This window comes from Actinophytocola sp. (assembly GCF_049647105.1).
GTDB lineage: Bacteria > Actinomycetota > Actinomycetes > Mycobacteriales > Pseudonocardiaceae > Actinophytocola.
Genome location: NZ_JBARWZ010000141.1, coordinates 26,386 through 43,991, shown reverse-complemented (window position 1 = coordinate 43,991; position 17,606 = coordinate 26,386). Strand labels below are relative to the sequence as shown.

Below are 17,606 nucleotides of genomic sequence, written 5' to 3'. Positions count from 1 at the left end.
CTCCGGGTGATACGTCGGTGCCCGATACGCGGTGGCCGACCCGTCGGGCCGGAGCAGCAGAACGTCAACCACATGGGCGTCATGCCACTGGAAAACCCCCGCGAGCAACGCTGGGTCGTTAGGGTCACCCCACCGAAAGAGCGTCCAGCGGCGATAACGCAGCTCTCTCAACAGGTCATCGAACGTCAACGGCAGGGTAGGTCTCGGGTGACCGGCTTCCTCGGTTGTGTGCATCGCCCCGCCCTCCCCGTTGTCCCTCAACTGTCCTTGACTTTTCCGGACGGTACTCTCGGTTCCCGGAACGCGGTTCGCGTTCCGAGGTGCGGAAAGGGAAAGGGCGGGGATGTCCGAACGGAACCCAGAGGCACGCGACCGGTTCAGAGGGATGCGACTGCGTGCGATACGTACTCAGCGTCTCGGCCTGGGCCTGAAACAGGCGGCGGATTCAGTCGGATGGCACGGCTCGAAGCTCAGCCGAACGGAACGCGGCCTACGCGCAGTGACCATCCAGGACTTTGCGATGCTTCTCACTGCGTGGGATTTACCCGCCGATGAGCGGGACCAGATCCTCGAAGAACTGGCCCAGGGGTCGTCGAGCGGATGGTGGGACCGCCCCATCTCGGGCGTGCCGATCGACGTCGGCACCCTCGCCGCCTACGAGGCAGAGGCGAACGGGCTGGTCAACGTCGCTGTCGCCGCCGTGCCGGGGTTGCTACATACCCGCGAAACAGCCGCAGCGGTCATGGCGGCGGACGGCGTTCCTCCCGAAGATGTCGACAGGCGCTGGATGGCACGACTACAGCGCCAGCAGATCCTCACCAGGATCGAATACACGACGTACATCGCGGAGTCGGCCGTGCGGACCCCATGGGGTGGACCGGAGGTGTGGCGGGCGCAGCTTGGGCACCTGCTGCGATGCGACGAGCTGGGTCTTGCCCAGATTCGGATCATCCCACACACCCAGACCAGCGTCTTGCTGCTGAATACCTGGCTTTGGATGCGGTTCCCTCAAACTCCCCCCGTGGTCCACGTCGAGCTTGGCTCCGGCGTGACCTACATCCACGAGGCCGACTGGTACACGGAGGTACTGGAACGGCTCGACCGGGTAGCCGTTCCGAGGGACGGAACGCGTAAGCTGATCAGGGAATTGATGGAGGGGTAATGATCACTTGGCGTAAGTCTTCGAGGTCAGACACGGGTGGTCAGTGCGTTGAGGTGCGTAGCGACCTGGCCGCTCTCCGAGACAGCAAACACCCAACGGGTCCTGCCCTGGGACTAGCCTTGGGCCGACTGTTGACCGAGGTCAAGGCCGGTCGATTCGACCGCTGAACACGAAGAAGGCCCCCGGCTACGGCTGGGGGCCTTCTCTATGCGCGGGCCACGTCTACGGCGTCCACGCGCTGCCGGTCACCTGACGGAACCGTAAGCTGGTCAGGGAACTGATGGAGGGCTAATGATCACTTGGCGTAAGTCTTCGAAGTCCGAATCGGCCGGTCAGTGCGTCGAAGTGCGCAGCGACCTGACCGCTCTCCGCGACAGCAAGCACCCCACCGGCCCGGCCCTGGGACTGAGCCTGGACCGCCTCATGACCGAGGTCAAGGCCGGTCGATTCGACCGCTGAACACGAAGAAGGCCCCCGGCAACGACTGGGGGCCTTCTTCTATGCGTTGGGCCGGACGACCCTTTCGGCGTCCACGCGCTGCCGGTCACGTGGCGACACATCGCACGACTCTGTCAGGACCCCTCAGGCCAGTGCGGCCACGTCTTCGGCGAGTACCTCGAAGCCGGGGCAGGCGCGGGCCTGCCTGGACATCGCCGCGGCCCGGTGGCGGTAGCGGCCCTGCAGCGCCCGTGCGCAGTTCTCGGTGAGAGAAGCCGGGGTGGCGGACTCGACGTCGAGCTGGACGCCGAGGCCAAGTTGCGCGGTGCGCGCCGCGTTGTGTGACTGGTCGGAGAACATCGGAAGGAGCACCATCGGCGTGCCGGTGCGGATCGCCTCGGCGATGCTGCCGAAACCGCCGTGGGTAAGGATAAGGTCCGCGGACTCCAGCAGCAGCGGTTGCGGGACGAACGACATGAGCCGCACGTTGCCGGGCCGCGACCCGGCCCACTCGCCGGGGTCACTGCCCAGTGCGACCACCGCGGTGCACGGCAGATCGCCCAGCGCGGTGATCATCATCTCCAGCACTTTCGGCGTCTCCGGCACGAAGGTCTGCGCTACGCTGCCGAGCCCCGCGACGACCAGGGGCCGGTCGTCGGGAAGGTCGAGCAGGGACGCGTCCAGCGGGCCCGGAAGGGGATCCGGCCGGTAGTAGCGGGCCGAGGACACCCGCAGCTCGTCCGGGTACCAGGCGGCAGGCACCACCCCGGCGAGCAGGAAGCCCTCCGGGTGCCCCGGCTCGTCGACGGTGTCCAGCCCGAACTCGGCCCGCTGACCGTTCAGTGCGTCCCGCACCATCGGCAGATTCAGTGCCGAGTAAGGAGAAGTGTCCACGATCGCCTGCGGCAGCCCCAGCTTCTCGGCGGCGAGGTAACCGCCGAACTCCTTGCACTCCCGTACCAGCACGTCGGGCCGCCAGGACTCGGCTGCTTTCAGGACATCCCGCGCGAAGGCCCCGGCCAGCGACCCCGCGAAGGCGATCGTGAGCGCGCTGGACGCCTCTCGCACGTCACCCTCCGGCACCGCCGCGGGATTGGCCACCAGTTCGGTCAGGGTCAGCACGTTCGGCAGCGGCAGGTGCTCGATACCGGCGCGGGCGAGGTGGGGCGCCATGGCAGGCGCCGTGGCGACGGCCACTTGGTGCCCGGCGCGTTGCAGCGCCTTCGCCGCTGGTACCAGCACCGGCACGAGGTGTGAGTAGAACGGCTGGCACGTCATGAGCACGCGCATTCAGGATCTCCAAGCTCACGTCGAACGAGGTGGAAACTCGAACAAGATCACATCGCGGCATTCGGTCTGCCGGAGGGGTGTCCGCCAACCCTGAGGTCGTGTCGGTGTCCGGGGAGGCCGGTCGGTTTGCTCCCACCGGCCGACCTCGGCTTCGACTTCTGCGATGGCGATCTCGGTCGCCAGGCGCTCCACCCCTTGAGTCCTATGTGGACAGTCCAACTGCGGCTTGATCCACTCCACCGGTGCCCGCTAGGGTCAAGTGATCAAGTTGACCGTCGACTGAACGGACATACTGCCCCGTAAGCCTTTTGGACCACTTCGATCGAGCATCGGGCGTCTTGACAGATGCCCGGCGACGGACGGGATCTCATTGTGAAGGCAACCCGCTGGACTCCTGCGGTGCACTGGCTCGGCGAGCAGGCACCGGACTCGGACCTCGTGATCAGATGCCCGTTCCCCGCCCGCGTGAACCCGCACTTCGACCAACTCGTCGTCGACACCGAGCGGTGGTTCGTCGAACAGGATCTTTTCTCCGGCCACGAGGACGCCGACCGCCTTACCAGCCAGTTCCTCAACTTCCAGGGTGCGGAAGAGCACGCACGGATGTGGCCCGACGCCGACTATCCCGGTCTCTGGCTGGCCGGCCGATTATTGACGCACATGTCGTGCCTGGATGACTTTCTCGACGAGATCTGGGGCCCCGACCAGGACGAACACGCCGCCCATGTCGTAGGGCTCATCACCGACATCCTCACCGGCAAGGCCACCCCGGCCGACGTGGCAGCCGAGCCGCTGGCGGTACTTCTGGACTCGCTGTGGACAGAGACCCAGTCGGTCGCACCGGACCACTGGCTGGACCGAACAGCGCGGATCCATTTGGCCTATCTGGAAACGAGCATGGACGAGCGCCTGCACCGGGCGGCGAGTTCGGTGCCGACGACGGCGCAGTACGTGACGTCCCGCCACTACAACGGCGGAATGTTCTACGCTGCCGCGCTCATCGAGCTGGCGAACGGAGCCTGGCTGCCGGAGCAGGTGTCCAGCCGCGTGGAGATCACCGACCTGGCGCTGCGGCTCAGCAACGCGAGCACGTGGGCCAATGACCTGTTCTCCTACCAGCGAGAAGCCGCCCACGGCACCGGCGCCAACCTGGCGGTGGTGCTGACGACGCACGAGGGCCTGACCGAGGACACAGCGGTGACCAAGATCGTCGACCTGGTCAACGCCGAGCTGCTCACCCTGGACTTCCTGTGTGACGCGGCGGCTGCCCTGCCGGATCCGGCGACCCGCTACGCAAAAGGCGTGCGTGCACTGGCTTCCGGGCTGATGCACTGGATGGCCACGACTGCCCGCTACGCACAGACGGCGAGCGCCTGACCTGGTGCGGGCCACGCGCGTGCGCCGCGCTACCGGGATTCGTCGACGGGTACCGGGATCGAGGACATCCATCGTGCGCGCTGCTGCTCGACCGCGGTGTCGATGGCCTGCAGGATGCTCGCGATGACGAGGTCGTAGATCTGGTCCGCGCTCAGGCCGCGCTCGGCCACGGCCTTCGCCAGCGCCGGGTACTCCTCGGCGGCGCCTTCGCCGGGACCACCGCTCAGGGTCTCGTGCAGAGCGCTGCTGACGGCGAACGCCGCGAGCGCGTCGAGCAGTGGCATCACCACGGCACTCGGAACACCTTCGCACATGAGCCGGGCAGCGGAGGTGTCGAGCAGGTGCGCGCCGAATCCGTGTGACCGCGACGCGACGAGAATCGGCAGCAACGCGGGATGGGCGAGCAGGGCACGGCGCATGGCGCGAGCGTTCTCCGGCAGCCACTCCCGCCAGGACGCGCCGGGTTCCTCGACGCCGCGCACCTCCGCCAGCACCACGTCCGCCACGCCGACGAGGATGTCCTCCTTGCTCCTGAAGTGGTGGTACAGCGAGGCACCGTTGACACCCAACGTGGCCGCGAGGCGCCGGATACTCAGCGCTTCGAGCCCGTCGCGGTCGACGATCTCGAGCGCGACCTCCAGCACCTTTCGTCTCGAGATCAACGGAACCTTGGGCCTCACCACGCCGTGACTATAAACCAACGCCGATCGACGTCCAGCCGTCAAAATTGACGCCAACGTCAATTACGCTCGGCCCTCGACCTGGGGCCGCCACCTCGGGAAACTCACCACAGAATACCGGCGATCAACCGGGAGAATTGTTCCACGACCTCCTCCAACTGATCATGGGTGCCGATGAATCCCGCATACCAGGCTATTCCCCACATAACAGCGATCAGCATTTCGGTGACCGCCGGAATGTCGATATCGTCGCGTATCTCACCCGATTCGACGGCGGCACCCAACGCCTGCCGCACGAACCCGCGAACCTGCTCGACCTGTTCCCCCGTGCTGCCGAGGAGGTGCTCGTGCCGGTACCCGTCGAGCACCGAGGCGGCAATGAACCGCGCGAACGACCGGTCCCGCGAGTCGATCCGCACGGCCGCCTCGAGGTACGCCGACAGCCGCCCCGGCAGGGTCTCCTGCGCGGTCGCCTGGTTGACACTGGCGCCCATTACGCTGTCGCGTACGGAATCGAACAGCGCACTGTACAGAGCGGCCTTGTCGCGGAAGTAGTGGTTGACCGCGGGCCTCGTGACACCCACTCGGGTCGCGATCTCCTGGAACGTGGTGCGCTCGTAGCCCAGCTCGCTGAACACCTGACGAGCGACCCGCAGGATCTCCTCGCGGGTGTTCGCGCCGTCGGATCCAAGCGGCCTTCCCCGTCGACGCTTGCCTGCCACGCTCCCAGCCGCCTTCCCGGGTCACCTCACCGCCAGCCTAACAAGTTCACCCCGCTGACCAGGATTGATGGCGCTGCGTCGCGAACAACTTCACCGTGCGTTGCCAGGTGGTTGCCGACCGCGTCGTCAACAGCGATTCTTTTTCACGCTTCGCTTACTGACAGGCCCTCTTGCTTCTATGCGGCCGTCGCGTGCGGGTCTAGGATCCGTCGGTCCCTACCAAAACCAAACAGTGATTGGTGTTGCTCATGCTTCCTCCCACACCAGGATCCGACCCGCTCGACAACGCGGCATGCGATCCCGGCGTGACCTGGACCACCGGCAACGTCGCCGAAGCCTTCCCCGGTGTCTCCACCGCACTCGGCTTCAGCTTCATCCACCTCCCGATGGAGCTGGCGTTCCGCAAGATGTTCCTCGGCATGGGCGTGTTCGGAAAGGCCGAGCTGGCCGTACCAGAGCGGATCGAGGACCAGTTCTGGACCGCCTTCGCCGGACGCGCGGCGGCCAACATCAACCAGTTCCGCGCTGTCGCGCGCTACCTCCCTGGCACCTCGGCGACCGCCATCGAGCAACAGCTGTTCGGTTACGTGCGGGAAGGCACCGTCGACGACAACTCGATGCGTCGGTACCCGATCATCGGGGTGAAGGCGCCACGCGCCGTCATCACCCTGCCCAAACGACACGACCGCATGTTCGCCGACCTTCGCGAGTGGCGCCTGCGCACCCTGCCCACGATCCCCGGCCAGCCCGTCGCCGACAGCCTGGCGATCCTGCTCGACGCCAGGGAACGCTTCGAGCGGATGATGATCCTCCACCTGCTGGTGGCGTTCGTCAGCTCGGGCCTGACCGACCGGCTCGCCCCCATGGTCGCCGCCGCGAACGTGCCCGGCCTGGAGTCCCGGCTGCTGTCGGGTGTCGGGTCGGACGAGAACGAGGTCGCCCAGGACCTGTGGCTGCTCGCACACGAGCGACTCGACCTGGCGACCTTCCTTGACCGGCACGGCTACCACGGCCCGCACGAGGGCCAGCTGCACAGCATCTCGTGGCGTGAGGATCCGGCGCCGATCCTGGCCCGGCTCGCCGACTACCGCGCGGTGTCCGCCGACGATCCGAGGGCGCCCCGCAACCGCGCCGCCGAACAGACCCGCATCCGGCACGAGGCCGCGGCGGAGCTCAAGAAGGCGGTGTCGCCGATCCAGCGCCGGTCCATCACGCTGCTGACCAACCTCGCGGCCCGCTTCCTCGCGCTGCGCGAGCAGGGCAAGGCCGGCTACCTCCTCACCTTCGACGTCGCCCGCGCCGCTGCCCGCCGGGTCGGCGCGGACCTGGCCGGCCGAGGACTTCTGGACGACGCCGCGGACGTCTTCCACCTCACCTTCGACGAGCTGGTCTCCGGGGACGCGACCGACCGCCGCGAGCTGGTGCGGCAACGACGCGCCCAGTACGAGGACCGGTTGGGCTACCGGCTTCCGCAGGCGTGGGCCGGGATGCCCGAGCTGATCAAGATCGGCGGTGACGCCGTGGCGGACGCCCCGGTGGGCACCACGATCACCGGGGTGGCGGCCAGCGGCGGCGTCGTCGAAGGGCGCGCCAGGGTGGTCCGTGACCCGGCGACCACCGAACTGGACGACGGCGACATCCTCGTCTGCGAGACCACCGATCCCAGCTGGGTCTCCCTGTTCCTGGTCGCCGGGGCCGTCGTGACCGACTTCGGCGGTCTGCTCAGCCACGGCCCGATCGTCGCCAGGGAGCTGGGCCTGCCGTGCGTGTGCGGGACCGAGGAGGGCAGCCGCCAAATCCGGGACGGCCAGCGGATCCGCGTCGACGGCGACCGCGGCGTGGTCGAGGTCCTCGCGCCCGTGACCGCGACTGAGCGCGCCACCCGGTGAGCACCGACACCAGCGGGCGCGACCACCGTTGACGAACGACGCCGGCACCCCCGAGGGGGTGCCGGCGTCGTTTCGCCCGTGTCACCAGGTCCCGGCTGCTACCCCGGCTGTCGCAACGGTCATCAGGTACTCCATCAGGCGCACGAGGACGCGCTTGGCGGAGTCGCGGTCCCGCACATCGCACAGCTGAACCGGCACGTGCTCGGAGATGTCGAGCGCCTGGCGCACCTCGTCCTCGTCGTAGATCTCCGCTCCGTCGAAGCAGTTCACCGCCACGATGAACGGGATCCCCCGTGACTCGAAGAAGTCGATCGACCCGAAGGAGTCCGCGATGCGCCGGGTGTCGGCCAGCACGACGGCACCGAGCGCGCCGACCGACAGTTCCTTCCACATGAACCAGAAGCGGTCCTGCCCAGGAGTCCCGAACAGGTAGAGCACCACTTCGGAGTTGATCGTGATCCGGCCGAAGTCGAGCGCCACCGTGGTCGTGGTCTTGCGCTCGACACCGGTCAGGTTGTCGACCCCCGCCCCGATCGAGGACAACCGCTCCTCGGTGCGCAGGGGTTTGATCTCGCTCACCGAGGTGACCAGGGTCGTCTTGCCAACCCCGAACCCACCGGCGACGAGGAGTTTGACCGCCCGCACCCCGGCCAGTTCCGGGGAGCCGACACTCCGGTCAGAGGTTTCGAACGCCATCAAGCACCGCCTGCAACAGTTTGATGTCGGGCCTGCCCGAGACGGGCGGAGGCGGCGACCGGAAAATGAGGTGACCGGAACTGATGAGGTCGCTGACGAGCACCTTCACCGCAGCCAGCAACAGGCCCATCTTGGCCGAGATCTCGGCGATCGAGAGCGGCCGGCGGTGGCACAGGCGCAGGATGTCCCCGTACTCCCGGTCCAGCGAGGCGACGTCCGCATCGGGGCGGACGGCGACGACCAACGTGATGATGTCGAGTTCGTGCAGGTCCTTCCCGGCACGCCCGCGGGTCACCGCGAACGGGCGGATGAGCGGCCCTGGATCGAACTCGAAGGACTCGTCGTCACTCGCGTGTTTCATGGTGCGTGCGGAACCGGCATCTCCGTGACCATGCCTCTGGGGGTCACCGCCAGGACTTTGCCGACCTGTTGCACGATCACATTCATCTCGTAGGCGAGCATGCCGAGGTCGGCGGTGGCCGAAGCCAGCAGTGCGAGGCAGGCGCCCTCGCCCGCCTCGGTGACCACGAGGTAGCCGTACTCGAGCTCGACCACGGTCTGCTGGACCAGTCCCTTGTCGAACTGGGTACCCACCCCGCGCGCCAGGCTTCGGAACGCCGACGCCATCGCCGCGAGGTGTTCGCCCTGCTCCCGGTCGAGGCTCGTGGACCGGCCCAGCAGCAGGCCGTCGGCGGACAGTGCGACAGCTCTCTCGGCCCCAGCCAGGCGCTTCACCAGATCGTCGAGCAACCAGTCCAGGCCGCGCGCATTGCCTCTGACCACATTTTCGTTCATTACCTGACCATTCATGTTCATCGGTTGTGCTCAGACGGATTGGCGCGCCCCTGGCGCGTTCCTCGCTGGAAGGACGACATCGAGTTCTTGGCCTCGTCAGGGGTGCGGGCAGGCCTGGGTTTGCTGATCATCTGGGTGTCCTGGGCCTCCAGCTGGAGCTGCGGCACGAGGTTCGCCTGACGCTGACGACGCGGCAACTGGGGCCGATCGCGCCGAGGCGAACCCGGTGGCCGCTCGCGCGATGCCGAACCCGGTGACCGCTCGCGCGATGGCGGACTCGGTGGCCGCTCGACGGACAGCTCGACCGGCAGCTCGACCGGCGTCACCGGTTCGAACGCCTCGAAACTCGACACGGCCTGCGGCAGCGAGATCGTCTCCGGCTCTTCCCCTGGCCAGTGCCGGTGACCGCCGTCAGCCTTGCGGGGCAGCCGAGGGACGGGATCCTGCGTCGGCTGCGGTACGAAACTCGGCTGTACCGCCTGGTGCCTGCCGGTGCGCGACGACCCGGACGACATCAGCTGCTCCTGCCGCTGCTGCTGCGCAGGCGACTCCCGGTCCTCGTTCTCGGCCGCCGACAACGGGATGAGCACGATCGCCTTGATCCCGCCGTAGGCCGACTCCTGCAGGCTGACCGAGATCTCGTGCCGCTTGGCCAGCTGACCGGTCACGAACAGACCGAGGTGCCGCTGCCCCGCCAGTGCCATGGCCTGGAAGTCCGGCGGGTTGCGCAGGGTCTCGTTGAGACGGTCACGCTCCTCGAAACCGATGCCGAGTCCCTGGTCCTCGACCTCGACCACCACGCCCTTGCCGACAACGTTGCCGCGCACGGTCACCGGGGAGTCCGGCGGCGAGAACGACGTCGCGTTGTCGATGAGCTCGGCCAGGAGGTGGATGAGGTCGGCCACCACGACACCGAGGAGCTTCACATCGGGCAGCCGGACCGCGCTGACCCGCACGAAGTCCTCGGTCTCGGAGATCGCGCTCCGCACGATCTCCTCCAGCCGCACCGGGGTGCGCCACCTCCGCCCTGGCTGTCCACCGCCAAGGATCAGGAGGCTCTCCGCGTTCCGCCGGGCATGCGTGGCGAGATGGTCAAGCTGGAACAGCAGCTCGAGGTGTTCCGGGTCGCCCTGCTTGGACTCCGCCACGTCGAGCACCTCCAGCTGCTTGCGCACGACGACCTGGCTGCGGTGCGCGATGTCCAGGAAGACCTTGTTGAAGCCACCTCGGGTCTTCGCCTCGGCCGCGGCCGCGGCGACCGCGGTGCGCTGCGCGGTCTCGAAGGCCTCGGCGACCTGTCCGATCTCGTCGGTGCCGTGGTCGACCCTGGTCAGCTCGGCGTCGACATCGACCTCGTGGCCCTCGGCGATGCGCGCCACCATCGCGGGGAGCTTCTCGTCGGCCAGCTCGAGGGTGTTCGTACGCAGTCTCCGCAGCCGGCGCACGAGCGCGTTGGCCATGTAGACGGCGATGACGAACGCCGTGACGGACAACACGAGCACGAGCGAACCGGCGATGATCGCCTGCGTCAGCAACGTGTTCGCCGCGTCCTCGGCGAGGCCCTCCGCGTGGCGGAAGTGATCACCCCACAGGCCGAGCAGCTCGGCGGAAACCTCCTCCTCGGCGGCGATCCAGTCGCCGAGCGGGACGTCGGTACTGCCGCGCTGGGCGAGGTCGTCCTGCACGACCGTGGCGATGCGCCACGCGTCGGAGGCGACCAGGCGTTTGTAGCGTGCCTCCTCCGCGTCGGTCAGGCGGCTGCTCAGTGCCAGAAGCTGGTTGCGGTAGGCGCCGGTCAGCTGGGCGACGACCATTCGTTCTGGCACACCCAGTCGCCCTTGGGGCACACCACCCGCGGCCAGACCGACCGCCCGGGAATGCAGGTCGGTCACCCAGAACAGGTCGACCGTGGTCGTCTCCTCGGCAGCGGTCGCCGCGTCCGGGCTGGTGCGCGCCGTCCCTTCCAACCCGGTGATGAGCACGCCGGCGAGCCCGGTGTAGAAGGCGTCGACGTCGGCGGGGCCGACCTGACCAGCGTCGACGCCCTGGCGCAACAACGTCATCTGGGTGGACAGCTCGGCGAACGCGGCGTTGGACTGGGAGACCGCGTCCGGGTTCAGGTTCTGCACCACCTCGGCGAGCCCGGCGATCTTGGCGAGCACCGCGTTCGTGGTGTTCCGCTGCGCTTCGAGACCGGCCCGTGCGTCCTGGTCACCACCAAGGGCACGCAGTGAGATCGTGCGCTCCTGCTGAACCACGGACGCGAACTCGACCAGCGGGTCGATCGCCTGCCCGAGGTAGCCGGAGAAGTCCCGCGCCTCCACGCCCTCGGAGATCAGGTAACCGGCGACCGAGGCGCCCGTGACCAGCAGGGCGGCGCTGGGGATGAGCACGATCGCAAGGACGCGGTTGCGGATGCTCTTCTTCTTCGATCTCCTGCGCTTGAGCACCCACCGCGACTGTGAGCCCGCGTGGGATTCCTCTGCGGTTGATACGTGCAACGTTTCGCCCTGTCCGCTGAATTCGTGGCATCGGCATGTCCCGGCCCCGGTGACGGCAAATCAAATCACACACCGATCGGTTACAAAACCTAGGTACTGGTTCAGCGAAATTGTTCCACTGCAAGGGAAGGCATTGTCACAGGTAGAGCCAGCCATGCTGGAGCCAAACACTGTTCGGCTCCAGCATCGAGGTCAGTGTCGCACGTGGATCGCGGCCAGCATCACCGGCAGTGGATGGTCGGTGACAACGTCGCGAACCTTGTCACTCAACGCGTTCGCGACAGCCGCGTCGGACGAGACGTCGACACCGGGGACGACCTCGATCTCCGCCGGTACCTCGTCCGGACGCCACGCCGCCATCGGCGATACCGCACGCGCCCACAGTGTGAGAAGCCGCAGGTCCTCGTCGTCCGCTTCGGACACCACACGGAGCGGGAGCTCTCCCTGCCGCACCTCACCGGTGTCGCCGCACACGGTGACCGTCCCACCGTCGAGGGCGGTCACGGTGCCGTCACCACAACCGACCACACATGGCACCCCGAGTTCCCTGCTGACCACGGCCGCGTGCGAGGTCGCACCGCCGATCTCGGTCACGATCGCGGCAGCGGCAAGCATTCCGTGCAGGTCGCGCGGGCTCGTCGTCCGGCGTGCGAGCACCACCGCGGCACCGTCGGCGGCACGGAGCTCGGCCTCGTCCGGGTCGGTCACGACGACCCCGGTGCCCACGCCAGGGCACGCCGGCGTGCCCTGCGCCACCAGGGCGGCCGCAACGCGTGCGCGGGGATCCAGGCCGGGCACCAGCACGGCTCGCACCTGGTCGGCGGTCACCCGGGAGACGGCTTCCGCCGTCGAGATGAGACCTTCCCGACCGAGTGCCGCGGCGAAGGCGACCGCGCCTCGCGGGGAACGTTTCGCCGAGCGCGTCTGCAGCAGCCATAGCCGGCCGCTCTCCACTGTGAACTCGACGTCCTGCACGTCGCGATTCTGCTGTTCCAGACGTCGAGCGTGGTCAATGAGTTCGGTATGGACCTCGGGCAGGAGCCGGGCGAGCGCGTCCAGCGGCTGCGGCGCGCGAGTACCGGACACCACGTCCTCGCCCTGGGCGCGGGTCAGCCACTCGCCAAACGGTTCCGGCTCACCCGTGGACGGGTTCCTGGTGAACAGGACGCCGGTCCCTGAGCGCTCGTCGACGTTGCCGAACACCATCGCCTGCACGGTCACGGCAGTGCCGGCCTCGTCGTCGAGCCCGTACCTGCGCCGGTAGGCCACCGCCCTGGGCGAGCGCCAGGACCGGAAGACGGCCGCGACCGCGAGACGCAGCTGGCGCCACGGATCGGCCGGGATGTCCTCGTCGCCGACGACCTCGGAGAAGAGCTCCTCGAAGCGGCGTCTGGTGTCGCGTGCGAACTCCGCGCCGCGGGTGCGCGCCAGGCCATCCGCGATCTCCTGGTTCAGCCCCAGGTTGAGGACCGTGTCCATCATGCCGGGCATGCTCGTGGCCGCACCGCTGCGCACGGAGACGAGCAACGGCGCGTCGACCGAGCCGAATCCCTTGCCGGTCTGCCGCTCCAGATGGCTCATTCCGGCACGGATCCCGGCCCACACCGCGTCCAGCACGCCGTCGCCGGCAACCAGGAACTCGCGACACACCGAGGTGGACAAGGCGAACGCGGGCGGCACCGGGAACCCCGAGGAGATCATGCTCGCGATACCGGCCGCCTTGCCACCGACGACCACCGGGTCCGCGTCGACCGAGCCGTCGAGGATCAGTATCCTCGTCGCTTCCACGCCTGCCACGTTCATGTCTGCTCCTGTGCTCGGGTGGCCAGAATCCTGCTCGCCACAAGGAAAGTGCGGGAGCGTACTCGCTCAGAGACCGAGGAGGAACCACCGATGCCCGCCGATGTCACGGACCCGATGCTGCACGTTCTCCGCATCAGGGGACGTGCCACACCCGAGTCGCTCGTCGAGGTACTCGACTCCACTCCGGAGCGGGTTTCGGCTGCTCTGCTGGACCTCGAGTCCAGCGGCCTGGCCGAGAACACTGGAAAGCCACGTCTGGGGTGGAAGATCACCACGAACGGCAGACTCTCCTCGGACAGGCGAATGACGGAGATCAGCCCGAGTGCCCAGGTCCTGGTCGCCGACCGCTACGAGACCTTCCGGAGACTGAATGACGAGCTGAAGCAGTTGTGCGCGGACTGGCAGGGCCGCACCGAGTCCCAGGGAACCGCGGACTTCGTCGCCCCACTTTCTGTGATAGACAAGGGAGTTCAGCAACTCCTGGCGGAGATCACGCCAGGAGCGCCACATTTCGCCGAGTACAGCGCGCGGTTCACTCGCGCGTATGACCGGTTCGCGTCCGGTTCAACCAGTCACCTGACGGGAGTCCTCGTCGACTCCTACCACAACATCTGGTTCGAGTGCCATGAGTGCTTCTTCATCACCCTGGGCCGCTCGCGGCAGGCGGAAGAGGCGACCTGACTGGCCGCTGCCGGAGGCAAAGCCCGCCACCCAAACGAAATGCCCCCTCGCTCACCTTGAGCGAGAGGGCATTCGCGAACCACCAACAGGCTGTCAGCCTCAGGCGCGGTTCCCCGTGGGGATCGTGATCGGGGTGGTCGTCGGCGAGTTGACGCCGTTGAGGAACAGCATCGCGATCGCGCGGATGAACTGGTCGAACATGTAGAACCCGACCGGCATGATGGGCAGCAGTCCCTCCCGGAACGCGATGTAGGTGGGCCACCCGGTGCGGACGAGGGCCGCCGCCGCGTAGTCGCGCCGCAGCCCGAGCCAGTCGCCGATCTCGTCGCTGAGCACGTAACGCACGAACTCGTTGAGGAATCCGCGAGTGACGCCGAGGTCGATCTGCGCGGTCAGCCCGAGCAGGTCCTCCGCGAGGTCCCTGCCCTCGGTCGACGGGGCGAGGATCGGGGTGAGTACCTGCGCCGACTGCGCGTGCGCGGCGGCCCACGTCTGGGGGATGAACTCCTCCCGCACGCCGAGCAGGTAGATGGCGACCTGCCACGAGTGCAGGAAGGCGTCCTCCTCAGCGGCCGTCATCGGGACGCGCCAGTCCTTCAGCTTCTTGTGCACGAAGGTGCCGAGGCTGTGGAACGTGACCAGGATGTCGCCGTTGCTGATCGGGATCCTGTTCGGCTCGTCCGCGACCGCCGACCAGTGCGGTGACTGCGGCAGCAGGTGGCGCACCGCGGCGTGGACCAGGCGCGTCTTGTTGGCGGTGACCACGAACTGACCGGAGGGCTCGAAGGCGTTCAGTTCGCTCAGGTCGTAGCCGAAGGTGAACGTCTTGGCCGCGCGGTCCTGCATGTCGGCGCCGCCCGCGGACCAGTAGACCGACTTGGCCTCACGCGGGATCACCGTGCTCATGATGCCGCTGCCGAGGCCGTACAGCATGAACAGGTAGGTGTCCTTGCGCCGGTTGAAGTCGGCGGCGAGCCGCAGCTTGTCACGGTTGGCCCAGGAGGGCAGCTTGTTGACCTTCTGGAGGTAGGTGGCGAGGTTGGCGGGCAGGCCGCTGGGCAGTGCGTCCCTGTTGTTCACCCAGGACCGCATCGCGGTGTTGACCGCCGGGACCTGACCGTTCTGGAGAAGTCCCACCAGCAAGCTGTCGACTTCGTCGTCCCAGGCCCACCACGGGTCGGTGCCCGCGGCCGCCGAACCCGTCGATGCCGCTGCCTGGGCGGCGCCCGCCACGCTCACCAAGCCCAGCGCAACGCCGAGCGACAGGACGTTCCTTCTGCTGAGATTGCTCATTCACTTACCTAGCTTCCTCGGTAGGCATGAGACGCCGCTTTTTCCAGGGTCTCGCGGTAGCAAACCAGCTACCCTCACACTTGATCCGATGTGAGATTCTTCGTTAACATATCGACCGAGCCGCCGGTCGGCAAGGGAATCACCACCTGAATCGGTCCGCCACCCAAGAGGAGCAAGCATGACCAGGGAACAGGGCCGGACACCGGCGCCTCCGACGATCACCACGGCCGCGAGTTCCCGACCCGCCTGGGTGAGCGACGAGTTGGTCGCGCAGTGGTGTGAGTGGGTGCGCCGAGACGTGACGCGGCACGGGGACTCCGTGCTGGAGCCGGTGGCCCCGGTGGCGCCCTTCGACCAGTCGCCGACGGCGCCGGTCCCCGCGTGTGCCCAGGAGGACGTCGCGGCCGCGGTCGTGGCGGCCATGCAGGCCCAGCGGGAATGGGCGGGGACGTCGGCCGCGCGCCGGGGCGAGGTCGTGCTCGCCTTCCACGACCTGCTGCTGGCGCGGCAGGAGCAGGTGCTCGACCTGATCCAGTGGGAGACGGGCAAGGCGCGGTTCCACGCCTGGCAGGAGGTGGCCCAGGTCGCGACCATCGCCCGGCACTACGCGCGGCGCGCACGGCACTACCTCGCGCCCAACCGCGTGCGCGGCATGGTGCCCGGCCTGACGAAGGTCAGGGAGGTGCGGGTGCCGAAGGGAGTCGTCGGCATCATCTCGCCCTGGAACTATCCGCTCTACCTCGGCGTCGGCGACGTGCTGCCAGCGCTCCTCGCGGGCAACGCCGTCGTCTCGAAGGCGGACTCCCAGACCCCGCTGACCATGCTGTGGACCCGCGCCCTGATGGCCGAGGCCGGCCTGCCGGACGACCTGTGGCAGATCGTGACCGGTTCCGGGTCCGTGGTGGGGACCGCACTGGTCGACACCGTCGACTTCGTCTGCTTCACCGGTTCGACCGCCACCGGTCGCACGGTGGCGGAGCGTGCCGCGCGCAGGCTCGTCGGTGCCTCCCTCGAACTCGGCGGCAAGAACCCGCTCATCGTGCGCGAGGACGCCGACATCACCGCCGCGGCGACGGGCACGGCGGCCGCCGCCTTCGCCAACACCGGGCAGATGTGCATCCACATCGAGCGCGTCTACGTGCACGAGAAGGTCTACGACGCGTTCCGCGACGAGCTCGCGCGGGTGACCAGGGCGCTGCGGCTCGGACCGGCCTACGACTACTCGTCCGACATCGGTTCACTGGTCTCACCCGCGCAGCTCGCGGCCGTCGAGGTGCACCTCGCCGACGCGGTCGGCAAGGGCGCGACCGTGCTCGCGGGCGGCAGGGCCCGCCCCGACCTCGGCCCGCTGTTCTACGAGCCGACGATCCTCGAGGGCGTCACCCCCGACATGACCGTGTGCGCGGAGGAGACCTTCGGCCCGGTGATCTCGCTGTACTCCTACGCCGATGGCAGCGACCCCGTCGAACTGGCCAACCAGGGGACCTACGGCCTTTCGGCGTCGATCTGGTCGAAGGACAGCCGCACGGCACAGCGGATGGCCGAGCGGGTCCGCGCAGGCTCGGTCAACATCAACGACGGCGCGGCGGCCGCGGCGGGCAGCATCGAGGCGGGGATGGGTGGCATGGGCGACAGCGGGCTCGGCAGGCGGCACGGCGCCGAGGGAATCCGCAAGTACACCGAAAGCCAGACGATCGCGGAACAACGGCTCATGCCGCTGGGCCCGCCGCCGAAGTCGACCGCGGAGAAGTTCGTCCACAGCACCAACCGGCAGCTGGGCCTGCTGCGCAGGCTGAGGGTCCGATGAGCGACGTCATCGAGCGGTGGGCGGCACTCCGCGCCGCGCCGGACCTGGTCGACCCGGATGAGCTCGACGCCATGTGGGCGGACCTCGAGGTCGTCGAGGCGTCGGCGATCCTCGGCTCCTGGCGGGGCTTCGCCTTCCCGACCGGCCATCCCATCGAGAGGAGGCTGGCCAAGACCCGGTGGCACGGCAAGCGGTTCGTCGCGCTGGACGACGCCAAGCCGCTGATCTGCCGGGCGCAGGACGGCAGCCTCTACTCCGACACCGCCTCTGGCAATGGGGAGGCCAGCCTGTGGCAGGTCGAGTTCCGAGGTGAGGTCACCGCCACGATGGTGTACGACGGCATGCCGGTCTTCGACCACTTCAAGCGCGTGGACGACGACACCCTGATGGGCGTGATGAACGGCAAGCCGGGCGTCGTGCTCGCGAACGGCCGCCACTTCTACTTCGGCCTGGAGCGCGATTGAGGACCTCG

17 protein-coding genes are annotated in these 17,606 nt (G+C 68.0%); 8 read left to right on the top strand and 9 right to left on the bottom strand.

The genetic code is table 11. From position 1 onward, the window contains the following. Positions 1 to 343: 343 nt before the first annotated feature. From WBA97_RS16945 to WBA97_RS16935, 3 genes are all read left to right on the top strand, one after another. Positions 344 to 1,162 carry a helix-turn-helix domain-containing protein gene (locus WBA97_RS16945; protein ID WP_424231790.1) on the top strand — a complete coding sequence of 273 codons (819 nt, stop codon included), beginning with the start codon at positions 344 to 346 and terminating at the stop codon, positions 1,160 to 1,162. Next, a complete protein-coding gene (locus tag WBA97_RS16940; protein WP_424231789.1) occupies positions 1,162 to 1,329 on the top strand; it encodes a DUF397 domain-containing protein in 168 nt (55 codons plus the stop codon). Before WBA97_RS16945 ends, WBA97_RS16940 begins: the two co-directional genes overlap by 1 nt. 124 nt (positions 1,330 to 1,453) lie before the next feature. After that, entirely contained in the window at positions 1,454 to 1,621 is a 168-nt protein-coding gene (locus WBA97_RS16935) for a DUF397 domain-containing protein (protein WP_424231788.1), read from the top strand. Between the two features lie 123 nt (positions 1,622 to 1,744). Here WBA97_RS16935 and WBA97_RS16930 read toward each other — a convergent pair whose 3' ends face one another. Further along, on the bottom strand, positions 1,745 to 2,890 hold the full coding sequence (locus WBA97_RS16930) for a glycosyltransferase (protein ID WP_424231787.1): 1,146 nt from the start codon (positions 2,888 to 2,890) through the stop codon (positions 1,745 to 1,747). Between the two features lie 372 nt (positions 2,891 to 3,262). Here WBA97_RS16930 and WBA97_RS16925 point away from each other — a divergent pair, with 372 nt between their 5' ends. Further along, entirely contained in the window at positions 3,263 to 4,267 is a 1,005-nt protein-coding gene (locus WBA97_RS16925) for a terpene synthase family protein (RefSeq protein ID WP_424231786.1), read from the top strand. 29 nt (positions 4,268 to 4,296) lie between these two features. Here WBA97_RS16925 and WBA97_RS16920 read toward each other — a convergent pair whose 3' ends face one another. Further along, positions 4,297 to 4,929: a TetR/AcrR family transcriptional regulator gene (locus WBA97_RS16920; protein ID WP_424231785.1), complete on the bottom strand. Its 633-nt coding sequence runs from the start codon at positions 4,927 to 4,929 to the stop codon at positions 4,297 to 4,299. 122 nt (positions 4,930 to 5,051) lie between these two features. After that, complete coding sequence (locus tag WBA97_RS16915; protein ID WP_424231784.1) at positions 5,052 to 5,669, bottom strand: TetR/AcrR family transcriptional regulator; 618 nt, start codon at positions 5,667 to 5,669, stop codon at positions 5,052 to 5,054. Positions 5,670 to 5,974: 305 nt separating this feature from the next. On the opposite strand from WBA97_RS16915, the gene WBA97_RS16910 reads away from it, so the two are divergent. After that, a complete protein-coding gene (locus WBA97_RS16910) occupies positions 5,975 to 7,558 on the top strand; it encodes a PEP-utilizing enzyme (RefSeq protein ID WP_424231783.1) in 1,584 nt (527 codons plus the stop codon). Positions 7,559 to 7,639: 81 nt separating this feature from the next. Here the strand turns inward: WBA97_RS16910 and WBA97_RS16905 are convergent, their stop codons facing one another. From WBA97_RS16905 to WBA97_RS16885, 5 genes are all read right to left on the bottom strand, one after another. Next, positions 7,640 to 8,254, bottom strand: a complete 615-nt coding sequence (locus tag WBA97_RS16905) for a GTP-binding protein (protein ID WP_424231782.1) — start codon at positions 8,252 to 8,254, stop codon at positions 7,640 to 7,642. Beyond that, a complete protein-coding gene (locus tag WBA97_RS16900; protein ID WP_424231781.1) occupies positions 8,235 to 8,615 on the bottom strand; it encodes a DUF742 domain-containing protein in 381 nt (126 codons plus the stop codon). The genes WBA97_RS16905 and WBA97_RS16900 overlap by 20 nt, the downstream gene beginning before the upstream one ends. Beyond that, the gene (locus tag WBA97_RS16895) at positions 8,612 to 9,049 is read right to left on the bottom strand and encodes a roadblock/LC7 domain-containing protein (protein WP_424231780.1); all 438 of its coding nucleotides are present in this window, start codon (positions 9,047 to 9,049) and stop codon (positions 8,612 to 8,614) included. The genes WBA97_RS16900 and WBA97_RS16895 overlap by 4 nt, the downstream gene beginning before the upstream one ends. Before the next feature lie 17 nt (positions 9,050 to 9,066). Next, entirely contained in the window at positions 9,067 to 11,499 is a 2,433-nt protein-coding gene (locus tag WBA97_RS16890; protein WP_424231779.1) for a nitrate- and nitrite sensing domain-containing protein, read from the bottom strand. A gap of 243 nt (positions 11,500 to 11,742) precedes the next feature. Then, complete coding sequence (locus WBA97_RS16885) at positions 11,743 to 13,353, bottom strand: pyruvate, phosphate dikinase (RefSeq protein WP_424231778.1); 1,611 nt, start codon at positions 13,351 to 13,353, stop codon at positions 11,743 to 11,745. A 90-nt stretch (positions 13,354 to 13,443) separates the two neighbouring features. On the opposite strand from WBA97_RS16885, the gene WBA97_RS16880 reads away from it, so the two are divergent. Further along, on the top strand, positions 13,444 to 14,034 hold the full coding sequence (locus WBA97_RS16880) for a hypothetical protein (protein ID WP_424231777.1): 591 nt from the start codon (positions 13,444 to 13,446) through the stop codon (positions 14,032 to 14,034). 99 nt (positions 14,035 to 14,133) lie between these two features. Here the strand turns inward: WBA97_RS16880 and WBA97_RS16875 are convergent, their stop codons facing one another. Beyond that, positions 14,134 to 15,327 carry an oxygenase MpaB family protein gene (locus WBA97_RS16875; RefSeq protein WP_424231776.1) on the bottom strand — a complete coding sequence of 398 codons (1,194 nt, stop codon included), beginning with the start codon at positions 15,325 to 15,327 and terminating at the stop codon, positions 14,134 to 14,136. 178 nt (positions 15,328 to 15,505) lie between these two features. Between WBA97_RS16875 and WBA97_RS16870 the strand changes: the two genes are divergently transcribed. After that, positions 15,506 to 17,134, top strand: coding sequence for a succinic semialdehyde dehydrogenase (locus WBA97_RS16870; RefSeq protein WP_424231775.1), 1,629 nt, complete (start codon positions 15,506 to 15,508; stop codon positions 17,132 to 17,134). After that, complete coding sequence (locus WBA97_RS16865; protein WP_424231774.1) at positions 17,131 to 17,598, top strand: DUF4334 domain-containing protein; 468 nt, start codon at positions 17,131 to 17,133, stop codon at positions 17,596 to 17,598. The genes WBA97_RS16870 and WBA97_RS16865 overlap by 4 nt, the downstream gene beginning before the upstream one ends. The last annotated feature ends 8 nt before the right edge of the window (positions 17,599 to 17,606 follow it).

Bases quoted from the DNA above. Each gene is read 5' to 3' on its own strand.
- WBA97_RS16905 (WP_424231782.1), bottom strand. From the start codon at position 8,254: ATGGCGTTCGAAACCTCTGACCGGAGTGTCGGCTCCCCGGAACTGGCC.
- WBA97_RS16930 (WP_424231787.1), bottom strand. From the start codon at position 2,890: ATGCGCGTGCTCATGACGTGCCAGCCGTTCTACTCACACCTCGTGCCG.
- WBA97_RS16945 (WP_424231790.1), top strand. From the start codon at position 344: ATGTCCGAACGGAACCCAGAGGCACGCGACCGGTTCAGAGGGATGCGA.
- WBA97_RS16900 (WP_424231781.1), bottom strand. From the start codon at position 8,615: ATGAAACACGCGAGTGACGACGAGTCCTTCGAGTTCGATCCAGGGCCG.
- WBA97_RS16885 (WP_424231778.1), bottom strand. From the start codon at position 13,353: ATGAACGTGGCAGGCGTGGAAGCGACGAGGATACTGATCCTCGACGGC.
- WBA97_RS16865 (WP_424231774.1), top strand. From the start codon at position 17,131: ATGAGCGACGTCATCGAGCGGTGGGCGGCACTCCGCGCCGCGCCGGAC.
- WBA97_RS16875 (WP_424231776.1), bottom strand. From the start codon at position 15,327: ATGAGCAATCTCAGCAGAAGGAACGTCCTGTCGCTCGGCGTTGCGCTG.
- WBA97_RS16940 (WP_424231789.1), top strand. From the start codon at position 1,162: ATGATCACTTGGCGTAAGTCTTCGAGGTCAGACACGGGTGGTCAGTGC.
- WBA97_RS16895 (WP_424231780.1), bottom strand. From the start codon at position 9,049: ATGAACGAAAATGTGGTCAGAGGCAATGCGCGCGGCCTGGACTGGTTG.
- WBA97_RS16880 (WP_424231777.1), top strand. From the start codon at position 13,444: ATGCCCGCCGATGTCACGGACCCGATGCTGCACGTTCTCCGCATCAGG.
- WBA97_RS16935 (WP_424231788.1), top strand. From the start codon at position 1,454: ATGATCACTTGGCGTAAGTCTTCGAAGTCCGAATCGGCCGGTCAGTGC.
- WBA97_RS16870 (WP_424231775.1), top strand. From the start codon at position 15,506: ATGACCAGGGAACAGGGCCGGACACCGGCGCCTCCGACGATCACCACG.